The 16,466-nt window shown below is 29.4% G+C and carries 17 protein-coding genes, 1 tRNA gene and 2 rRNA genes; 5 read left to right on the forward strand and 15 right to left on the reverse strand.

The annotated features are described in order from the left end of the window. On the reverse strand, positions 1–870 hold the full coding sequence (gene pdxS, locus BM119_RS14985) for a pyridoxal 5'-phosphate synthase lyase subunit PdxS (RefSeq protein ID WP_090042550.1): 870 nt from the start codon (positions 868–870) through the stop codon (positions 1–3). Between the two features lie 285 nt (positions 871–1,155). On the opposite strand from pdxS, the gene BM119_RS14990 reads away from it, so the two are divergent. Together BM119_RS14990 and BM119_RS14995 are read left to right on the forward strand one after the other, a co-directional pair. Further along, on the forward strand, positions 1,156–1,344 hold the full coding sequence (locus BM119_RS14990) for a hypothetical protein (protein WP_090042551.1): 189 nt from the start codon (positions 1,156–1,158) through the stop codon (positions 1,342–1,344). Between the two features lie 70 nt (positions 1,345–1,414). After that, a complete protein-coding gene (locus BM119_RS14995) occupies positions 1,415–2,281 on the forward strand; it encodes a 50S ribosomal protein L11 methyltransferase (protein ID WP_090042552.1) in 867 nt (288 codons plus the stop codon). A gap of 83 nt (positions 2,282–2,364) precedes the next feature. On the opposite strand, the gene BM119_RS15000 is transcribed toward BM119_RS14995, so the two are convergent. The 6 genes from BM119_RS15000 to BM119_RS15025 form a co-directional block, all read right to left on the reverse strand. Further along, the gene (locus tag BM119_RS15000) at positions 2,365–3,213 is read right to left on the reverse strand and encodes a CPBP family intramembrane glutamic endopeptidase (RefSeq protein WP_090042553.1); all 849 of its coding nucleotides are present in this window, start codon (positions 3,211–3,213) and stop codon (positions 2,365–2,367) included. A gap of 195 nt (positions 3,214–3,408) precedes the next feature. Next, positions 3,409–4,659 (reverse strand): DUF1015 domain-containing protein, encoded by a 1,251-nt coding sequence (locus BM119_RS15005; protein WP_090042554.1) that lies wholly within the window; start codon positions 4,657–4,659, stop codon positions 3,409–3,411. Between the two features lie 40 nt (positions 4,660–4,699). Then, entirely contained in the window at positions 4,700–5,611 is a 912-nt protein-coding gene (locus tag BM119_RS15010; RefSeq protein ID WP_090042555.1) for a D-2-hydroxyacid dehydrogenase, read from the reverse strand. 320 nt (positions 5,612–5,931) lie between these two features. Further along, positions 5,932–7,005 (reverse strand): pyridoxal-phosphate-dependent aminotransferase family protein, encoded by a 1,074-nt coding sequence (locus tag BM119_RS15015; RefSeq protein WP_090042556.1) that lies wholly within the window; start codon positions 7,003–7,005, stop codon positions 5,932–5,934. 447 nt (positions 7,006–7,452) lie between these two features. Then, the gene (locus BM119_RS15020; protein WP_090042557.1) at positions 7,453–8,094 is read right to left on the reverse strand and encodes an NUDIX domain-containing protein; all 642 of its coding nucleotides are present in this window, start codon (positions 8,092–8,094) and stop codon (positions 7,453–7,455) included. A gap of 277 nt (positions 8,095–8,371) precedes the next feature. Next, on the reverse strand, positions 8,372–8,566 hold the full coding sequence (locus BM119_RS15025) for a hypothetical protein (RefSeq protein ID WP_090042558.1): 195 nt from the start codon (positions 8,564–8,566) through the stop codon (positions 8,372–8,374). A gap of 466 nt (positions 8,567–9,032) precedes the next feature. Here BM119_RS15025 and cobO point away from each other — a divergent pair, with 466 nt between their 5' ends. Continuing rightward, positions 9,033–9,545 carry a cob(I)yrinic acid a,c-diamide adenosyltransferase gene (gene cobO / locus BM119_RS15030; RefSeq protein WP_090042559.1) on the forward strand — a complete coding sequence of 171 codons (513 nt, stop codon included), beginning with the start codon at positions 9,033–9,035 and terminating at the stop codon, positions 9,543–9,545. 219 nt (positions 9,546–9,764) lie between these two features. On the opposite strand, the gene BM119_RS15035 is transcribed toward cobO, so the two are convergent. The 3 genes from BM119_RS15035 to BM119_RS15045 form a co-directional block, all read right to left on the reverse strand. Next, positions 9,765–11,273 carry a carboxypeptidase M32 gene (locus BM119_RS15035; protein WP_090042560.1) on the reverse strand — a complete coding sequence of 503 codons (1,509 nt, stop codon included), beginning with the start codon at positions 11,271–11,273 and terminating at the stop codon, positions 9,765–9,767. 124 nt (positions 11,274–11,397) lie between these two features. Next, positions 11,398–11,574, reverse strand: coding sequence for a hypothetical protein (locus tag BM119_RS20005; protein ID WP_090042561.1), 177 nt, complete (start codon positions 11,572–11,574; stop codon positions 11,398–11,400). A 10-nt stretch (positions 11,575–11,584) separates the two neighbouring features. Continuing rightward, positions 11,585–12,268, reverse strand: a complete 684-nt coding sequence (locus BM119_RS15045) for a beta/alpha barrel domain-containing protein (protein WP_090042562.1) — start codon at positions 12,266–12,268, stop codon at positions 11,585–11,587. Positions 12,269–12,498: 230 nt separating this feature from the next. Between BM119_RS15045 and BM119_RS15050 the strand changes: the two genes are divergently transcribed. Then, positions 12,499–13,749, forward strand: coding sequence for a DUF1576 domain-containing protein (locus BM119_RS15050; protein WP_090042563.1), 1,251 nt, complete (start codon positions 12,499–12,501; stop codon positions 13,747–13,749). Next, positions 13,736–14,077, forward strand: a complete 342-nt coding sequence (locus BM119_RS15055) for a hypothetical protein (RefSeq protein ID WP_090042564.1) — start codon at positions 13,736–13,738, stop codon at positions 14,075–14,077. The genes BM119_RS15050 and BM119_RS15055 overlap by 14 nt, the downstream gene beginning before the upstream one ends. 260 nt (positions 14,078–14,337) lie before the next feature. Here the strand turns inward: BM119_RS15055 and BM119_RS15060 are convergent, their stop codons facing one another. The 5 genes from BM119_RS15060 to BM119_RS15080 form a co-directional block, all read right to left on the reverse strand. Next, entirely contained in the window at positions 14,338–14,892 is a 555-nt protein-coding gene (locus BM119_RS15060) for an NAD(+) diphosphatase (protein WP_090042565.1), read from the reverse strand. A 17-nt stretch (positions 14,893–14,909) separates the two neighbouring features. Continuing rightward, positions 14,910–15,620, reverse strand: coding sequence for a DNA/RNA nuclease SfsA (sfsA, locus tag BM119_RS15065; RefSeq protein ID WP_090042566.1), 711 nt, complete (start codon positions 15,618–15,620; stop codon positions 14,910–14,912). Between the two features lie 440 nt (positions 15,621–16,060). Further along, a tRNA-Glu gene (locus tag BM119_RS15070) sits at positions 16,061–16,135 on the reverse strand. A gap of 6 nt (positions 16,136–16,141) precedes the next feature. Then, positions 16,142–16,259: ribosomal RNA gene (gene rrf / locus BM119_RS15075) — 5S ribosomal RNA — on the reverse strand. Between the two features lie 44 nt (positions 16,260–16,303). Beyond that, positions 16,304–16,466 (reverse strand): 23S ribosomal RNA (locus BM119_RS15080); the annotation flags it as partial.

A 16,466-nucleotide genomic window follows, 5' to 3' on the forward strand; every position in this document is an offset into this window, starting at 1 on the left:
TTACCATCCTCTTTCAGCATACTTTTGTTCTAAATTTTCCATAGTTAATCCACTCATTGGCGCACCAAGATCTTCTGATATTTCTGATAAGACCTTAGGATCACTATAATATGTTGTAGCTAACACTATAGCTTTAGCTCTTTTCTCTGGGTTGCCTGACTTAAATATACCTGATCCAACAAAGACTCCTTCTGATCCTAATTGCATCATTAATGCTGCATCTGATGGTGTTGCTATGCCACCAGCTGCAAAATTTACTACAGGTAGTTTTCCATTTTCCCATACATACTCTATTAAATCAAAAGGAGCTTTCATATCTCTAGCTATTGTCATAAGCTCTTCTCTATTTGCATTCTTAACCTTTTTAATATCATCTACCATTTGTCTCATATGAGTAACTGCCTCAACTACATTTCCTGTACCTGCTTCACCCTTAGTTCTAATCATTGCAGCCCCTTCTCCAATTCTTCTAAGAGCTTCACCTAAGTTTCTTGCTCCACAAACAAATGGAGTCTTAAACTCTCTTTTATTTATATGGTAAGCATTATCTGCTGGTGTTAAAACTTCACTTTCATCTATGTAATCAACCTCTAAATGTTGTAAAATTTGAGCCTCTACAAAATGACCTATTCTAACCTTAGCCATTACAGGAATAGAAACTGATTCTTTTATTTCTTTTATAAGTCTAGGATCAGACATTCTAGCAATTCCGCCTTCTTTTCTTATATCAGCTGGAACTCTTTCTAATGCCATAACTGCACAAGCCCCTGCCTTTTCAGCTATTATAGCTTGCTCCTTATTAACAACATCCATTATTACTCCGCCCTTTAACATTTGAGCTAAATTTTTATTTAAGTTATATCTTTCCACAATTAAATCCCCCTTAAAATTAATTTCTCAATACAATTTATATTGTACATAAATTTCCTAATATTTCAAAATGTATCCATACACTATTAAATGTATGGATACATTGTACATTGTATGGATACGACTAATATTTTTATCTGATAACTACCATCTGTAACTTTAGTAAAACTCTTCATTTACCCGTTATGCTTTAAGCATAATGATTCTTGTTAAATCATAGTTCTAATTATATTGTTTTTTAATAATATATAATTAGAAGTTCCATTCTTAAGGAGGAAAATAATTATGGAATATGAAGATACTAAATGCCCTAAATGTGGTGGTACTAATATAGTTGAGGGAAAATCTAATTCTTACATGAAAATTCAACCATTGAACAAACTCTATTCATCTCAATCTGATATATATGTACAATTTTGTAAAGATTGCGGCCATGTCATAAATATGCGAGTTGGAAATCCAGATATATTTTAAATTTGTTTTTTTGCTATTGTTTGAAATCAGTTACACTGTATAGAATATATAAAGTAAGGACGGTGTTCATATGTTTAAGATAACATTCAATAGTAAAAGTAGTAATGTAGATAGTACAATAGAACTTCTTCAAATCCATGATATTTTTAATACTTATTATGAAGCCCATATTACTGTAGTTGAAGATAAATATGGATATGATTTTGTTGAAAATGATGATAAAGATATATTAATAAACATAATATGCGAAGATAGTGATGAATTATCTCAAACAGAACATAAATTGAAGGAAATTTTAAATGATGTTAATTTTTCAATATGTGAAGTTGATAACACTAATTTCCAACAAAGTTTTGAACCTATAGACCTGAATAATGGTTATGTTTTAGCTGACCCTAGTTATATATGTGAAGATAACAAAATGCATATTAACTTTATACCTCAAGGGGCTTTTGGAACTGGAGTTCATGAAACAACCCAGGATCTTTTAAGAACTATCCTATCAATGGACTTAACAGGTAAATCTGTTTTAGATATAGGAACCGGCTCTGGCATTCTCGCTCTAGCAGCCTCGATAAAAAATGCTAAAAAAGTAACAGCTTTAGATTTACGAGATGTGACAGATGAAATTGAACTAAATGCAAGCTTAAACAACCTTAATAACATCGAAGTTGCTGTGGGTAATGCTTTAGAAGATTTAACCCTAAGTATTGATGATTACTATGATTTAATAATTATAAATATAGGTGGAGAAGAAACTCATATGTTTATGCCATTTATAAATAACCATTGTACTAAGAATTCTACTGTTCTAGTATCTGGCCTTGTAACTTGGAGTTATGAGGAAGTGGTTGAAGGTATAAAAACTTATGGTTTTGAACTGTGTGAAACTATAACTTCTAACGAATGGGTTTCTCTTTCATTCAACAAAAAATAGAATGCTCTTTAGAGCATTCTATTTTTATATTTTTTACGTCTAATTATCCTTTTATTGGAATTTAGTTTATTTGGGTTTGTCTACTAAGCATTCAATCTATTCCTAAAGTCTAATTTATTTTTGCATTTTAAAAATAATATTATTCCTAAAACCGGAACAATTATATAACATGCTAATTTTAGCGTAAAATTTTCAGGAACATACATAAAATTCACTACAAAATTATTTGCTGCATGCATAAGCATACAAACATATAATGACTTAGTAAAATAATATACTGTTCCAATTATTAATCCTATAATAAAACCATTTAAACCTTGTGGTAAATTTAAATGCATAAATCCGAAAATTAAAGCAGAGATAACTATAGCCTTTTTAGGTGAGTATTTTTTAAGCATTCCATTTAATATTATACCTCTATAAACTATTTCTTCAAAGAAAGGTGCTAATATTACTCCCACAATAAATAATACACTTCTAGGTGAATTTTTATAAAGCTCTTCAATTTTTCCTACGCTCTCATCTGAAATTAAATACGGTAATTTTCCAAACATTTCATCAATCACACCGTACCTTATCATAATAAAAGAAATTATAATTCCTAAACAACATATATAGTCCTTTTTATTAATTTTTACTTTATTAACATCAAGATTACAACAATCTTTTGTTTTAAAAATATTTATTACTATAGATATAATTATTACGTTTATTAAAAATTCATTTACAATTACCCAACATGAAGTAAATATACCTTTATTTATATAAGTTCCTATGATATTTTTCCCTATAAAAGCTGGTATTACCCCTACAACAAGTGACAACCAAAAAAATAACATTCCTATTCCTACAACCTCACAAAGTCCAATATTCTCTAATTGTATTTCCCCTGTAATTAGCCTATATATAGAACTACGTTTAATAAATTTCATATCGCCCTCCACATTATGTTTAACAACATTACAATAAACTAAACATTAAAATTTAGTTTATGTTTGTTATTTTTAAATTTAATTTAGTAGTTTTATGTTAAAAATTTATTTTAAAATTAAGTAGATTTGTTTTTACACAAATCTACTTTCAATTTTAAAATTTCTCTTGCCCAGAAATTTTTACGTAACTTTTACTTAGCTTAATCTATGAATAAATAATCCACTCCTAAGCTTTGGTTCAAACCAAGTTGATTTTGGTGGCATAACTCTTCCTGCATCAGCTATATCCATCAAATCATCTATAGTTGTTGCATACATAGAAAATGCTATTTTCATATCTTCTTTACATCTTCTCTCAAGCTCATTAAGTCCCCTTATTCCACCTATAAAGTCTATTCTCTTATCTTTTCTTGGATCTTCTATCCCTAATATTGGATGTAACAAGTTGTTTTGAAGTATAGATACATCTAATCTATCTACAGGATCATTTTCATCAAATATTCCATCTTTGGCTGAAAGTTTATACCATTTTCCATCAAGGAACATTCCAAAAGTACGTTTTTCACATGGACTAAATTGTTTTCCCTCTATTCCATGTTCTTCAACGTTAAATTTCTCTTTTACTTTATTGAAAAATTCCTCTGTGCTATTTCCGTTTAAATCTTTAACAACTCTGTTATAGTCCATTACATAAAGATCTTCATCTGCAAATATTACAGATAAGAAATAGTTGAACTCTTCTTTTCCATCATAATCTTTCTTTTCTTCTCTTCTCTTCTTTCCAACTTTAACAGCCGATGCTGCTCTATGGTGTCCATCAGCTATATATAAATAGTCAACTTCTCCAAATAAGAAACAAAGCCTATTTACTGTAACTTCATCATCTACTACCCATACTATATGACTTATTCCATCATCTGATGTAAAATCATAGACAGGTTTATGGTTATCTGCCCAATGCTTTATTGATGTACTTATTTCTTCATTATCTCTATAAGTTAAGAATATAGGACCTGTGTTTGCGTCACAATAATCTACATGATTAATTCTATCTTGCTCTTTTTCAGCCCTAGTATGTTCATGCTTCTTTATAACATCTGTCATATAATCATCTATTGATGCACACACAACTAAACCAGTTTGAACTCTTCCATCCATTATTTGTCTATACACATATAAACATGGTTTTTCATCTTGTATGAATGTACCCTCTTTTATCATGTTATCTAGATTTTCTCTAGCTTTTCCATATACTTTTTTATCATATATATCTATAGAAGAATCTAAATCAACTTCTGCCTTATCTACATGTAAAAATGAATATGGATTATCTTTTACCATATCTCTAGCCTCTTCACTATTCATTACATCATAAGGAAGAGCCGCAACTTTACTTGCTAAAGTTTCATTTGGTCTTATTGCCTTAAAAGGTTTTACTATTGCCATAAATTAGCCTCCCGTCTTATAATCTTATGGTTTTAAACTTTTATTTGCAAAAATCTTTAATTATAGATACTATTTCCTCACCTATTCTTGTTTGAGCTTCTTTAGTTGATGCTCCTACATGCGGTGTTACAGATACATTTGGATGATTTATAAGCTCTGTATTTTTTGTTGGTTCTTCTTCAAATACATCTATTCCAGCACCCTTAACTTTTCCACTATTTAATGCATTAAGTAATGCTTTTTCACATACAACTCCGCCTCTAGCAAGGTTTATTAAAAATGCTCCATCTTTCATTATTTCAAATTGTTTTTCTCCTATTACAGCACCCTTAGTTTTATCAAAAGGTATATGAAGTGATACAAAATCTGATCTCTTTAATAAATCTTCAAGTTCACAATACTCATATTGATCAAATCCAGTTTCTTTTCCTGATCTCTTGTTATATAAAACCTTCATTCCTAAAGCTTCTGCTCTCTTTGCAGTTTCTTTAGCTATTCTACCAAAGCCAATTAAACCTAAAGTTTTACCTCCAAGTTCAATTCCTTTATATTGTTTTTTATTCCATTCTCCATTTCTCATAGTTGCATTTGATGCTCCTAAGAATCTAGCTGCTGCAAACATATGAGCAATAGCTAATTCTGCAACTGATGCACTTGATGCATTTGGAGTATTTCTTACTGCAATACCTTTTGATTCAGCGTATTTAACATCTATGTTATCTACACCAACTCCACCTCTTATTATAAGTTTTAAATTTCCTGTTTCTAAAGCTTTATCTATTATACCCTCTCTAACCTTAGTTGCAGATCTTACAACTACACAGTTAAAGTTTTTTAATGCTTCTCCCAATTCTTCTGGTGCATAGAACTTCTCTACAACCTCAAATCCGCTTGCTTTTAATTCTTTTACACCATTCTTATCCATACCATCAGTAACTAATATTCTAAACATTTAAAAACCCCCCACAATTTTCATATTCAACTTTACATTCTCAATTCAATATAAGCTTATTAATTATTGAAATTGAGGATTAAGACTTTTAGTATATGGATTATCCATCTTAAAACTCCATATTTTCTAAATTCAAAATCTATAGTTATATGAATCATTTACGTAGACTTGAAATTCGTAATTATATACAGTCTTTACGTAAACTTTCCACTTCTAATTTGCAACTTTCAACTTGTCACTATTCAAATTTGTCATTAAATATAATTATGTTAGAAATAGGAGACAAATTCTATTTGCCTCCTATTATCATAAGATTAAAATTAGAATCCTAAGATTTCATCTAATACAGATAATAATTCTTTTATATCTTCCATTTGGCAATCAGCCATATGAGCTATTCTAAATGTTTTATCTTTTAGTTTTCCATATCCATTAGATATTTGGAATCCTCTTTCTCCTAATTTTTTATTTAAGTCTGCAACACTTAAATCTGTTGTATTTTTTATATTAGTTAATGTGTTTGATAAATATTTTTCGTCTGGAAATACTTCAAAATGTTCTCTTGCCCATGCTCTTACAACTTCAGCCATTTCTTTATGTCTTTGGAATCTGTTTTCTAATCCTTCAACATTTATTATTCTGTCAAGTTGATAATCTAGTGCAAACATATGTGAAAGAGATGGTGTTGATGGATATTGATAATCCTTCTTTTGAATGTATTTATATAATGCTAATAAATCTAGATATGTTCCTCTATGTTCTACTTTCTCAGCTCTTAATTTTGCTTTTTCTGAGAATGTACACATAGCCATTCCTGGAGGTAGACCTATAGCTTTTTGAGTTGAAGTTATACATATATCAACTCCTAGCTTGTCTACTTCTATTTTGCTTCCTGCTGCTGAACTTACTGCATCTAAGCACCAAACAACTTCTGGATACTTTTTCATAACTTCAGCAATTTCATCTACTGGGTTCATTAATCCTGTTGAGGTTTCATTGTGTGTAACTGTTATTAAGTCATATTTTCCTGTAGCAAGGACTTCATCTACCATCTCTGGTGTTGTAGGTTTTCCCCATTCAGATTCAAATAAATCTGCTGGTACATTATTGCTAGTAGCCATTTCATACCATCTTTTTCCAAAAGCTCCTACTGCGAAAACAGCTGCTCTTTTAGCAGTACATGAACGTACAGCTCCTTCCATAAGACCACTACCTGAAGTAGTTGATAAAAGGATTTCATTATTTGTATAGAATAGCTTTCTAAGATTATCGCTTATTCTTCTTTGAATAGCAGAAGCATCCTTACTTCTGTGACCTATCATAGGCATTGACATTTTTTCTAATACATCTGGTCTAACCTCTACTGGTCCTGGAATAAATAACTTTTTATGCATACACTTTTCCTCCATACCCACTGGCAAAGCCATTTATGTTTATTTGTTTTGATATGACTATATTCTAACATTCCATCTTTATTTACTCAATATTTAAAATTAAGCGAATTATCTGAAATTACCTCTTATTTCTCTATTATTTTTATTTTGATTCATCATCAATTAATTATATTTACAATTTATTCTAACTTTTGTACATATATTCAATTTTATTGAATATTTACTTGGAAAATTTTATGTTTTATATATTTTTTTATTATAGTTTTTTTCTATAATTCTATAGAGTTAAATTTTGTTTACTTAACCTATTGAACAGCAAGACAAAAATCCCCTCTATTATCAATGTTTCATTAAATTAAACTATAATTTAAGTATTTATTAATAATAAAGAGGTCCTATTTAAACATTATGAATTTTTGTTAACTTTCAATTATAAATTACCTATATTTATTCAAAATAAGTTTTTAATTTTCTTAACCCGTATGCTAAAACTTCACCATGGTCTCCTGCTATACAATCACTAAATTCAATTTTAAAATCTTTATCCAAATTATTTCCAAACTTAATATCCTTAGTTTTTAGTTTAAGATTTATATCCAAATCACGGTTACTCAAGTTTATTTTTAATTTATCACTATTCTCTTCTAAATTTACTTTAAACCATTTAGCATCAGCTGCATCATCTCCAGCAATAGCCTTAACATTATTTTCTATTACAGCTATATATGAAACTGTTATAATTCTATCTCTCTTATCTCTATTAACATCGCCGAAAGCTCTTAATTGAATCATAGGAATGTTTTTAAGTCCTGTTTCCTCTTCTAATTCTCTTGCTGCTGACTCCTCTAAATTTTCATCCATATTTATAAATCCACCTGGAAAAGCCCACTTATTTATATCAGGAAAATTTCCTCTTTTGATTAGTAAAACTTCTACCTCTTTTCCAAAATAAGATTCTCTATTTACTTCACCTATTTTAAATATAAGCATGTCTACTGTTACTGATGGTTTTTTATATTTACTTGAATCATACTCTTTTAAAAATTCTTCTTCTGTCTGTCCCTTTGAATTTAAAATTATATCCTTCATTTTTATTGTCACATCCTTTTATTATCTGGTTTCATAATACTATTTTAGTATCAAATATACAAATTAGGCACATGAAAGAAAATAACAATCCAAATATACTAGCATACTGCCTTGTTATTTTTTTGAATGTGCCTTATATCTTAAAAAATCTAGGTTGTAATTTCTACCTAGATTTTTTAATAGTCTTATGGCTACGTCACTAGATTACTTATCCAACATTCATATGTTGAAAAGAATACCATCTACATCAAAATTCGTTCTATTTGTTAATATTACATTAGTTGTTTTTAAAAACACTTGACATTGCTTCATATAAATTTTGAGAGCAATTACCATTGCCACTTATATAATGAGTACAATTATAACAACTCTCACCACTTGGTCCATTACTCATTATATGTATTATACTTTTAGGTGTATATCCATAGCAATGTTGTCCAACTAAATTCTTGTAATTATAATTAGAATACATAAGGCTTCACTCCAAATCTTATAATAAATTTAAAAGTTTTAGACACATGACATAAAATAGGTTGACATACTGACGACTTGTTCTTTTTTTAAATGTGCCTTACTCCTATTATTTCTATGATTCCCTCCAAATATTCATAAACTACAGTTTAATAAAAAAACACCATACATGCTATTAAAATCAAGTTATTCTTGGCTTTAGATGAAATTTAATTAAAAGAAACTTATTTGTAAATGATATGGATAATTACAAGTTACAAGTTACAAGTTTTAGGTTGTAAGTTAATAATAGTAAATTTAGTTTTGTAGCATGTTATACATTTATTGAGCAATAGTCGCAATTGGATAAACGTTTTCTATATTTAAAGAACTAGCACAATATATGCTTAAGAACTACTTTTTTGAGATTAAATGAAATTTGGTTATTTACATTTATTTATTTATAATTAAATTGAGGTGAGTTTTAGATGAAGGGATACATACATGTTTATACAGGAAATGGTAAAGGTAAAACTACAGCTGCTTTTGGGGTCGCATTAAGATCTTTACTTAATGATAAGAAAGTATATGTTGGACAATTTATTAAGGGGATGAAATATAGTGAAACAGCTATAGAAAATTACTTTAATAACATAAAAATAGAACAGTTCGGCGATGGTTGTTTTATAAACAGAAAACCTAGTGAAGAAGATAAAATTATGGCTGAAAATGGACTATCCAAAATAAAATCTATATTAACTTCTTCAGAATATGATTTAGTAATATTAGATGAATTAACTATAGCTTTATATTTTAAACTATTATCACTTAAAGACGTTATTGATGTTTTAAAAAGAAAAAGAGAAGAAGTAGAAGTTATAATAACAGGCAGGTTCTGTCCTCAAGGGTTAATAGATTTAGCTGATCTTGTTACTGATATGACTGAGGTAAAACACTACTATACTCAAGGTGTGTTATCTAGAAAAGGTATCGACTGCTAACAAAAAATGGCTACGTTATTTTTCAAGTTGAGAGTTGAAAGTTGAAGATTTAATCCTTCGCTCTCAACATTCAACTTTCAACTAAAAAGTATTAATATGTTTAATGTTTTTTAAGTTATCTACAAATTCAACTTGATTATAAATTTCTATAGAGTAAATAAAGAAAGGACTATACTTATACGTGATATTAACTCACCCTTTAGCATAGTCTTATTTATCCTATAATGATACGTTATATATTTTTGAATACTTATTTCTTAAATAATCCAAGAAATACTTACAATTTAATTCTTCTCCTGTAACCTTCTTTAACAGTTCATCTGTATCATAGATTTCACCATGACAATGGATGTTTTCTCTTAACCACTTATTAACATGGGATAAGTCACCCTTCCCAATTTCCTCATACATGTTAGGCATATCCTTAAACATAGCATTTAAAAATTGAGCTGAATAAATATTTCCTAACGCATAGCTTGGAAAATATCCAAACATACCTGCTCCCCAATGCATATCTTGAAGTATTCCATCCTCATAATTTTCGGCGTTCATTCCTAAGTATTCATTATATTTTTTATTCCATAGCTCTGGTAAATCATTAAGATTAACTTCTCCATTTACAATCATTTTTTCTAACTCATATCTTATTATTATATGAAGATTATATGTTACCTCATCCGATTTAATCCTAACTAAAGATGGTTCAACTTTATTTATAGCCTTGTAGAAATCATCTAAACTAACATCCTTAAGATGATTTACTATTTCCTGTGCTTTAGGATATATTCCCTTCCAAAATTCATAGCTTCTACCAATTATGTTTTCATAAAATCTTGATTGTGATTCATGTAAACTCATAGAAGCCGCTCCATTTAATCCTATATCACTTAAGCTTTCTGGTATATTTTGCTCATATATCCCATGCCCACCTTCATGAATACTTGAAAAAATAGCCTTAGTAAAATTATTTTCAACATACTTAACTGTAAGTCGTATATCTTTATTACTTGTATTTGTAGTAAATGGATGTTCACTTTCTGCTACCGCTCCACTATTAAAATCAAAGCCTATCTTATTTAAAACATACATGCATAATTCTTTTTGTTGAGTTTTACAGGTTTTTTTCTTTAAAAAGTCTTCTTTTATTATAACATTGCTTTCTTTAAGCTTATTTAAAATATCTACAAGACCTTCTTTTAAATCATAAAAAACCTTATCAAGCTTTTTAACTGTTAATCCAGATTGATACTTATCTAAAAGAGCATCATATGGATTTTCTTCATATCCATAATACTCCAGAAACTCTCTAGTCATGTTTATAATTTCTTCTAAGCTCGGTTTAAATATAGAATAATCATCTTTTATTTTTGCTTCTTCCCATTTACTCTGAGCTTCAGATGTAGTTATAATCCATTGTTGTTGTCTATCTTCTGGAACTTTGTTCATATCCTCAAAATATTTCTTTAATTTTTTAATTCCTCTTTGTGATATAAAATCTAAATCTTCTTCTTGAAAAGAGTATATAAGATTCTTAAATCTATCAGATGTTATAATATTATATACTATATTAGATAAGCATCCTAGGACTTCTCCTCTATCCTTTGACCCATTCTTAGGCATAGAAACGCTTCTATCTAATGACAGAATAGCTGATGCATGTTCTAAGTAATGTATTTCTTTTAAACAATTTTTAAGCTCTTCTAACTTTTTAATAGTTTCTGGTTTCATGAAAATAGCCCCCCAAAAAACTTATTTTATTTAACAGTTATATAAAATCACATCATTTATATTATAAATTTAACTATATATAACATTTTATTAACTTAGTATGGTAAGTTAAATTTCACCCCAATTAAAAATCTTCTAATTGCATATCTAATACCGATTCAGTCTCACTACAATATTTAGTTATCAAGCATTTTCCTAAACTCCTAGGACATCTTTTGCACATGCAATCTAATGCTAACCCATCACAATTTCCCGCTTTTAATTCTGGGCATTGGATACAGTTGTCTCCTCCTACCGCCATGAAATCCCTCCTAATCTATATCTTTGTCTAATTCGTATCCTGCTCTATAGCTTATCATTATATCATTCAATATATCTGCTGTTGATGATGGTGTATATGTTATAGCATTAGCCCCAGCATCAATAGTTGATCTTATACTTTCTTCTGTTGGTCCGCCGGTAGCTATAACAGGGAAATCAGGATAGATTTCTCTTATCTTTCTTACTATTTTAGGTGTATCTTTTCCCCCTGAAACATTAAGAATTGTAGCTCCTGATTCTATTCTTGATCTAAAATCTTCAAATTCTGAAACAACAGTTACTACTATAGGAACATCTATTGTCCTTCTTAATTTTTCAATTACACTGTTAGGTGTTGGGTTGTTAACAACTACTCCCATTGCTCCTTTAAACTCTGCATCAAGTGCTAAGTTTACAACTCTCTTACCTGTAGTTATTCCTCCTCCAACTCCACAAAAAACAGGAACATCTGCAGACATAACTAAAGCTTGAGTTATTACAGGTTGCGGTGTAAATGGATAAACTGCTATTATAGCATCTGCATTTGAATTTCTTATAACCGCAACATCTGTTGAAAATAGAAAAGACTTTAATCTTTTCCCAAATATTTTTATGCCACTCGCATTTCTTATTATATTTGGAACTTCTATCATGTGACTCCTTAAAGTTCCTTTTATTTCTGGTACTTGCTTCATTAAAAATTCCCCCTAAGCTGCTTCATATATTATACTAAACTTTATCAATATCTTAATTATATATCTAAAAACACCCTATTTGAAGTATGTTTTATAAAAATTGTATATAATATCTATTAAATTTATTTATAGTTACTAATATCTTGTATCTTAAATAAATACTTGTGGTAATACCCCTATATACTATTATATAATTTAAATATATATATATTTATTTAAAGGGGGTATTTATGACTAAATCATTAAGATTGTACTATCATCTAATATTTATTTTTTTATTATTTATATTGTTTGGGCTAATTATAGATAGACCACATAATATTCTAAAGGGTTTGAAGGAAATAATTATCAATTCCGACATATTAGTAACCGATTACATAGCTCTCACTTATAGAGGTGCTGCATTTGTAAATTCAGGATTAACCTCTCTTAGTTGTGTGTTTTTATTAGTTGTTTTAAAAGTTAAACCTAATGGCTCTACTTTAATGGCTTTATTTTTGATGACAGGGTTTAGTTTTTTCGGTAAAAATATATTAAACATATGGCCTCTTATATTTGGGGTCTGGCTACATGCTAAATACCAAAGGGAACCATTTTTAAATTACATACTAATTGCTATATTAGGAACTGCTTTATCACCTATTGTTAGTCAAATCGCCTTTACCGGAATATTTCCATCCCAAATATCATTATTTTTAGGTATAATAAGTGGTATTATTATAGGATTTATATTGCCTCCACTTTCAGCTCATTGTACCAAACTACACCAAGGTTATAATTTGTATAACATAGGTTTATCAGCTGGGCTTATCGGTACATTGTTAATGTCTATATTTAGAGCTTTTGGCATAGACTTTCCTAAAAGACTTTTATGGGCAAGTGGTAATAACCTTGAATTTTTAATGTTTTTAATAACTATATTCCTATTATTAATAATTATAGGATTTTTTAAAAATAATAAAAGTTTTAAAAATACATTAAAAATAACAAAACATAGTGGTAGACTAATAACAGATTACTTAATACTATATGGAGGAGCTGCCTATATAAATATGGGTATACTAGGGTTATTTTCAACCTTGCTAGTGCTTTTAATCGGGGGAGACTTAAATGGTCCTACAATAGGTGGAATATTTACTATAGTTGGATTTGGTGCTTTTGGTAAGCATCTTAAAAACATTATCCCTATACTTATAGGAGCAATACTATGTGGTATTTTTAGCGTTTGGGATATAACTTCTCCTCAAGTTATTTTAGCCATATTGTTTAGTACTACATTAGCTCCTATAGCTGGTCAGTATGGATTTTTTTATGGTGTAGCAGCTGGATTTATTCATGTATGTATCGTAATGAATACCGCTTATTTACACGGGGGTTTAAATTTATATAATAATGGATTGGCTGGAGGATTAGTGGCAATAATACTTATACCAATAATTAATTCAATTAGAAAGGATTCTAGTAAACATGCAATATATTAATCAAAGAAATATAAAAATTATAGATGAACTCATTAACTTTTGCTATTCTCAAGATTCTAATCATGTGTCTATAGATATCAAAACTGAAGATAGAAAAACAACTTTTACAATAAAGACAACAATACATAACTTATCTAAATCAGTTCTTGATGACTTAGAAAGACTTCTTAACTGTCCGAGGTGCCACGAGATGGAGGAGTGCTATTGGGAACTAGGTGGCAATGATGATATGGATTGTAAGCTCTCTCTTATAGGTATGATGATAGATAGCGCTATTATATGCTACGATAATCCTTATTTAACTATAACTTTAACTAGAACTATTTAATAGCTTATACGGTTTGTTGTAATATCTAACTTACACTTTAAAATTAAAAAGCTGTGAAGTATTATTATGTGAATTAATATACTTCATAGCTTTTTCTTAAGATAAGTTTATCCTATGTCTACCGTTGCTGACACTCAAATATAATCACTGCTATTCTCATAAATAAGTTCTTCTAATCTTCATATGTATTTTTTTAATAAAATTCCATTTAAAATTAAAAATCACTTTATAAATATTGTTTATAAATCTATTCAGTTCTTTTATGCATCTTCTTGATTACACTCACAATTATTGATATCACATCTATAAGCTCTCTGCCCCGTGTAATCTATCTCCTCTAAAACCTTCCTAACTATACGTTTTCCTATTTCATCTTCACTCATTTCACAAATTGCATCTTCTATACTTCCCCAAGCTACCCACTCAACTTCATCAGATTTCTTTATCTCCCCATCTTTATAATGAGCCATGAAAGTAAGCATTATTATTTCTCTTGATTTAAGATATTCGCTTCCTAAGTATTTTACATCCTTAATTTCAATACCTGTTTCTTCTAAGACCTCGCGGTGAACAGTTTCTTCAACGGTTTCTCCATTTGTAACATATCCTGAAACTAATACCTTAGAATCTTTAAATATATAACTTTGTTTTAACAATAATATTTGGTCATCTTTAATTACCGCTACAATAACGCAAGGTTTTGGAGTATCAAAAAACATCAGATCGTGATCCTTACAATAAGGTACTCCACCTTCATCCCAACTATATTTTTCAATAAGTTCTTTACCACATAACGGACAAAATTTAAATTTCATAAAATTACCTCCTAAAACTAAAGCTCTACAGGAATTCTTTTATATAAAGTTACTGAATCCTCTTTTACTTTGCAACAATATGCCATTATATCTACACCATTTTCAGAAGCTTTTCTTAGAGCCTTTCCAAACTTCTCATCCATTTCATCATTAGGTCTAAAAGATTTAACATCATCTAATTGAATAACAAACATAATTCCAGCCCCTCTACCACTATTCTTAACTTCTATAAGTTCTAATATGTGTTTTGTTCCTCTCTCAGTAGGAGCATCGGGAAATCTTGTTTCTCCATTATCCTCTAATGTTACACCCTTAACTTCTAAATAGTATTCTTCCTTAATCACATTCAATCCTTTTTCTGATTTTGCTAACTTGAAATCAAATCTACTACTGCCATATGTTTTTTCTCTTGAAATATAGTTATAATCTTTAAGCTCATCTATGATTTTATTATTAAGAGCCTCTTCTACTAATTTATTAGGCATTTGTGAATCTATATTTATTAACCTAACACCTTTATATGCAGCAATCAAGCTATATGCTGTCTTTCTATTAGGATTATTTTCTTCTCTTAATATAACAGTTGTATCCTCTTTTAATATTTCCTTACATCTTCCCGTATTTGGAACATGAGCCATTATCTCTACTCCATTTAGATTAACAAAACCTTGAAATCTATTAGGTCTTCTTAAAAAAGTAGCTTTTACTGTATTTTTGTCGATATCCATATCTTTTTCTCCTTTTATACTTGTACATAATTTCTACAAAATAATTCCAAATAAAATAGTTATATTGTATAAAATAATCAAGTTATCCACAGAAAAGTATGACTATTCTGGTTTATCTAAAGATATGCACAGAATTTGTCCACATTATCCACAGTTTTTATCCACAGGCTTGTTAATATAGTGTGTGTAATATGTATTTTTTAATACATTATTGATATTTAATGCTACATTCTAAATTACTATATGAAAATTTCACATAACTGGATAACTTATCTTTCAATAAACATATAACTTTTCTATTATAACGTCAAGTACTTGTTGTTTATACTATAAAATTTTTTGAAATTTCATCTGAAGTATGAATTATTAGATTTGCAAAAGATATGAATTAAAAATTTATAAAACAAAAAACTGGATGTATAAATACAACCAGTTTTATTTGGTGACCCATAGGGGAATCGAACCCCTGTTACCACCGTGAAAGGGTGGTGTCTTGACCGCTTGACCAATGGGCCTTGCTAACCTGGCAACATCCTACTCTTCCACACAGTCACCCATGCAGTACCATCGGCCCTCTAAAGCTTAACTTTCCTGTTCGGTATGGGAAGGAGTGTGACCTTTAGAGGCATCATTACCAGATTCTATGAAAGATTGCTCTTTCAAAATTACACATAGATTTTTATTTGGTCAAGCCCTCGACCTATTAGTATGAGTCAGCTGAATATATTGCTATACTTACACCTCTCACCTATCAACCTCGTGGTCTTCAAGGGGTCTTACTAACTTACGTTATGGGAAATCTTATCTTGAGGTAGGCTTCACGCTTAGATGCTTTCAGCGTTTATC

Origin of the sequence: Clostridium frigidicarnis (genome assembly GCF_900111985.1) — a bacterium.
GTDB classification, from domain to species: Bacteria; Bacillota; Clostridia; order Clostridiales; family Clostridiaceae; genus Clostridium_Z; species Clostridium_Z frigidicarnis.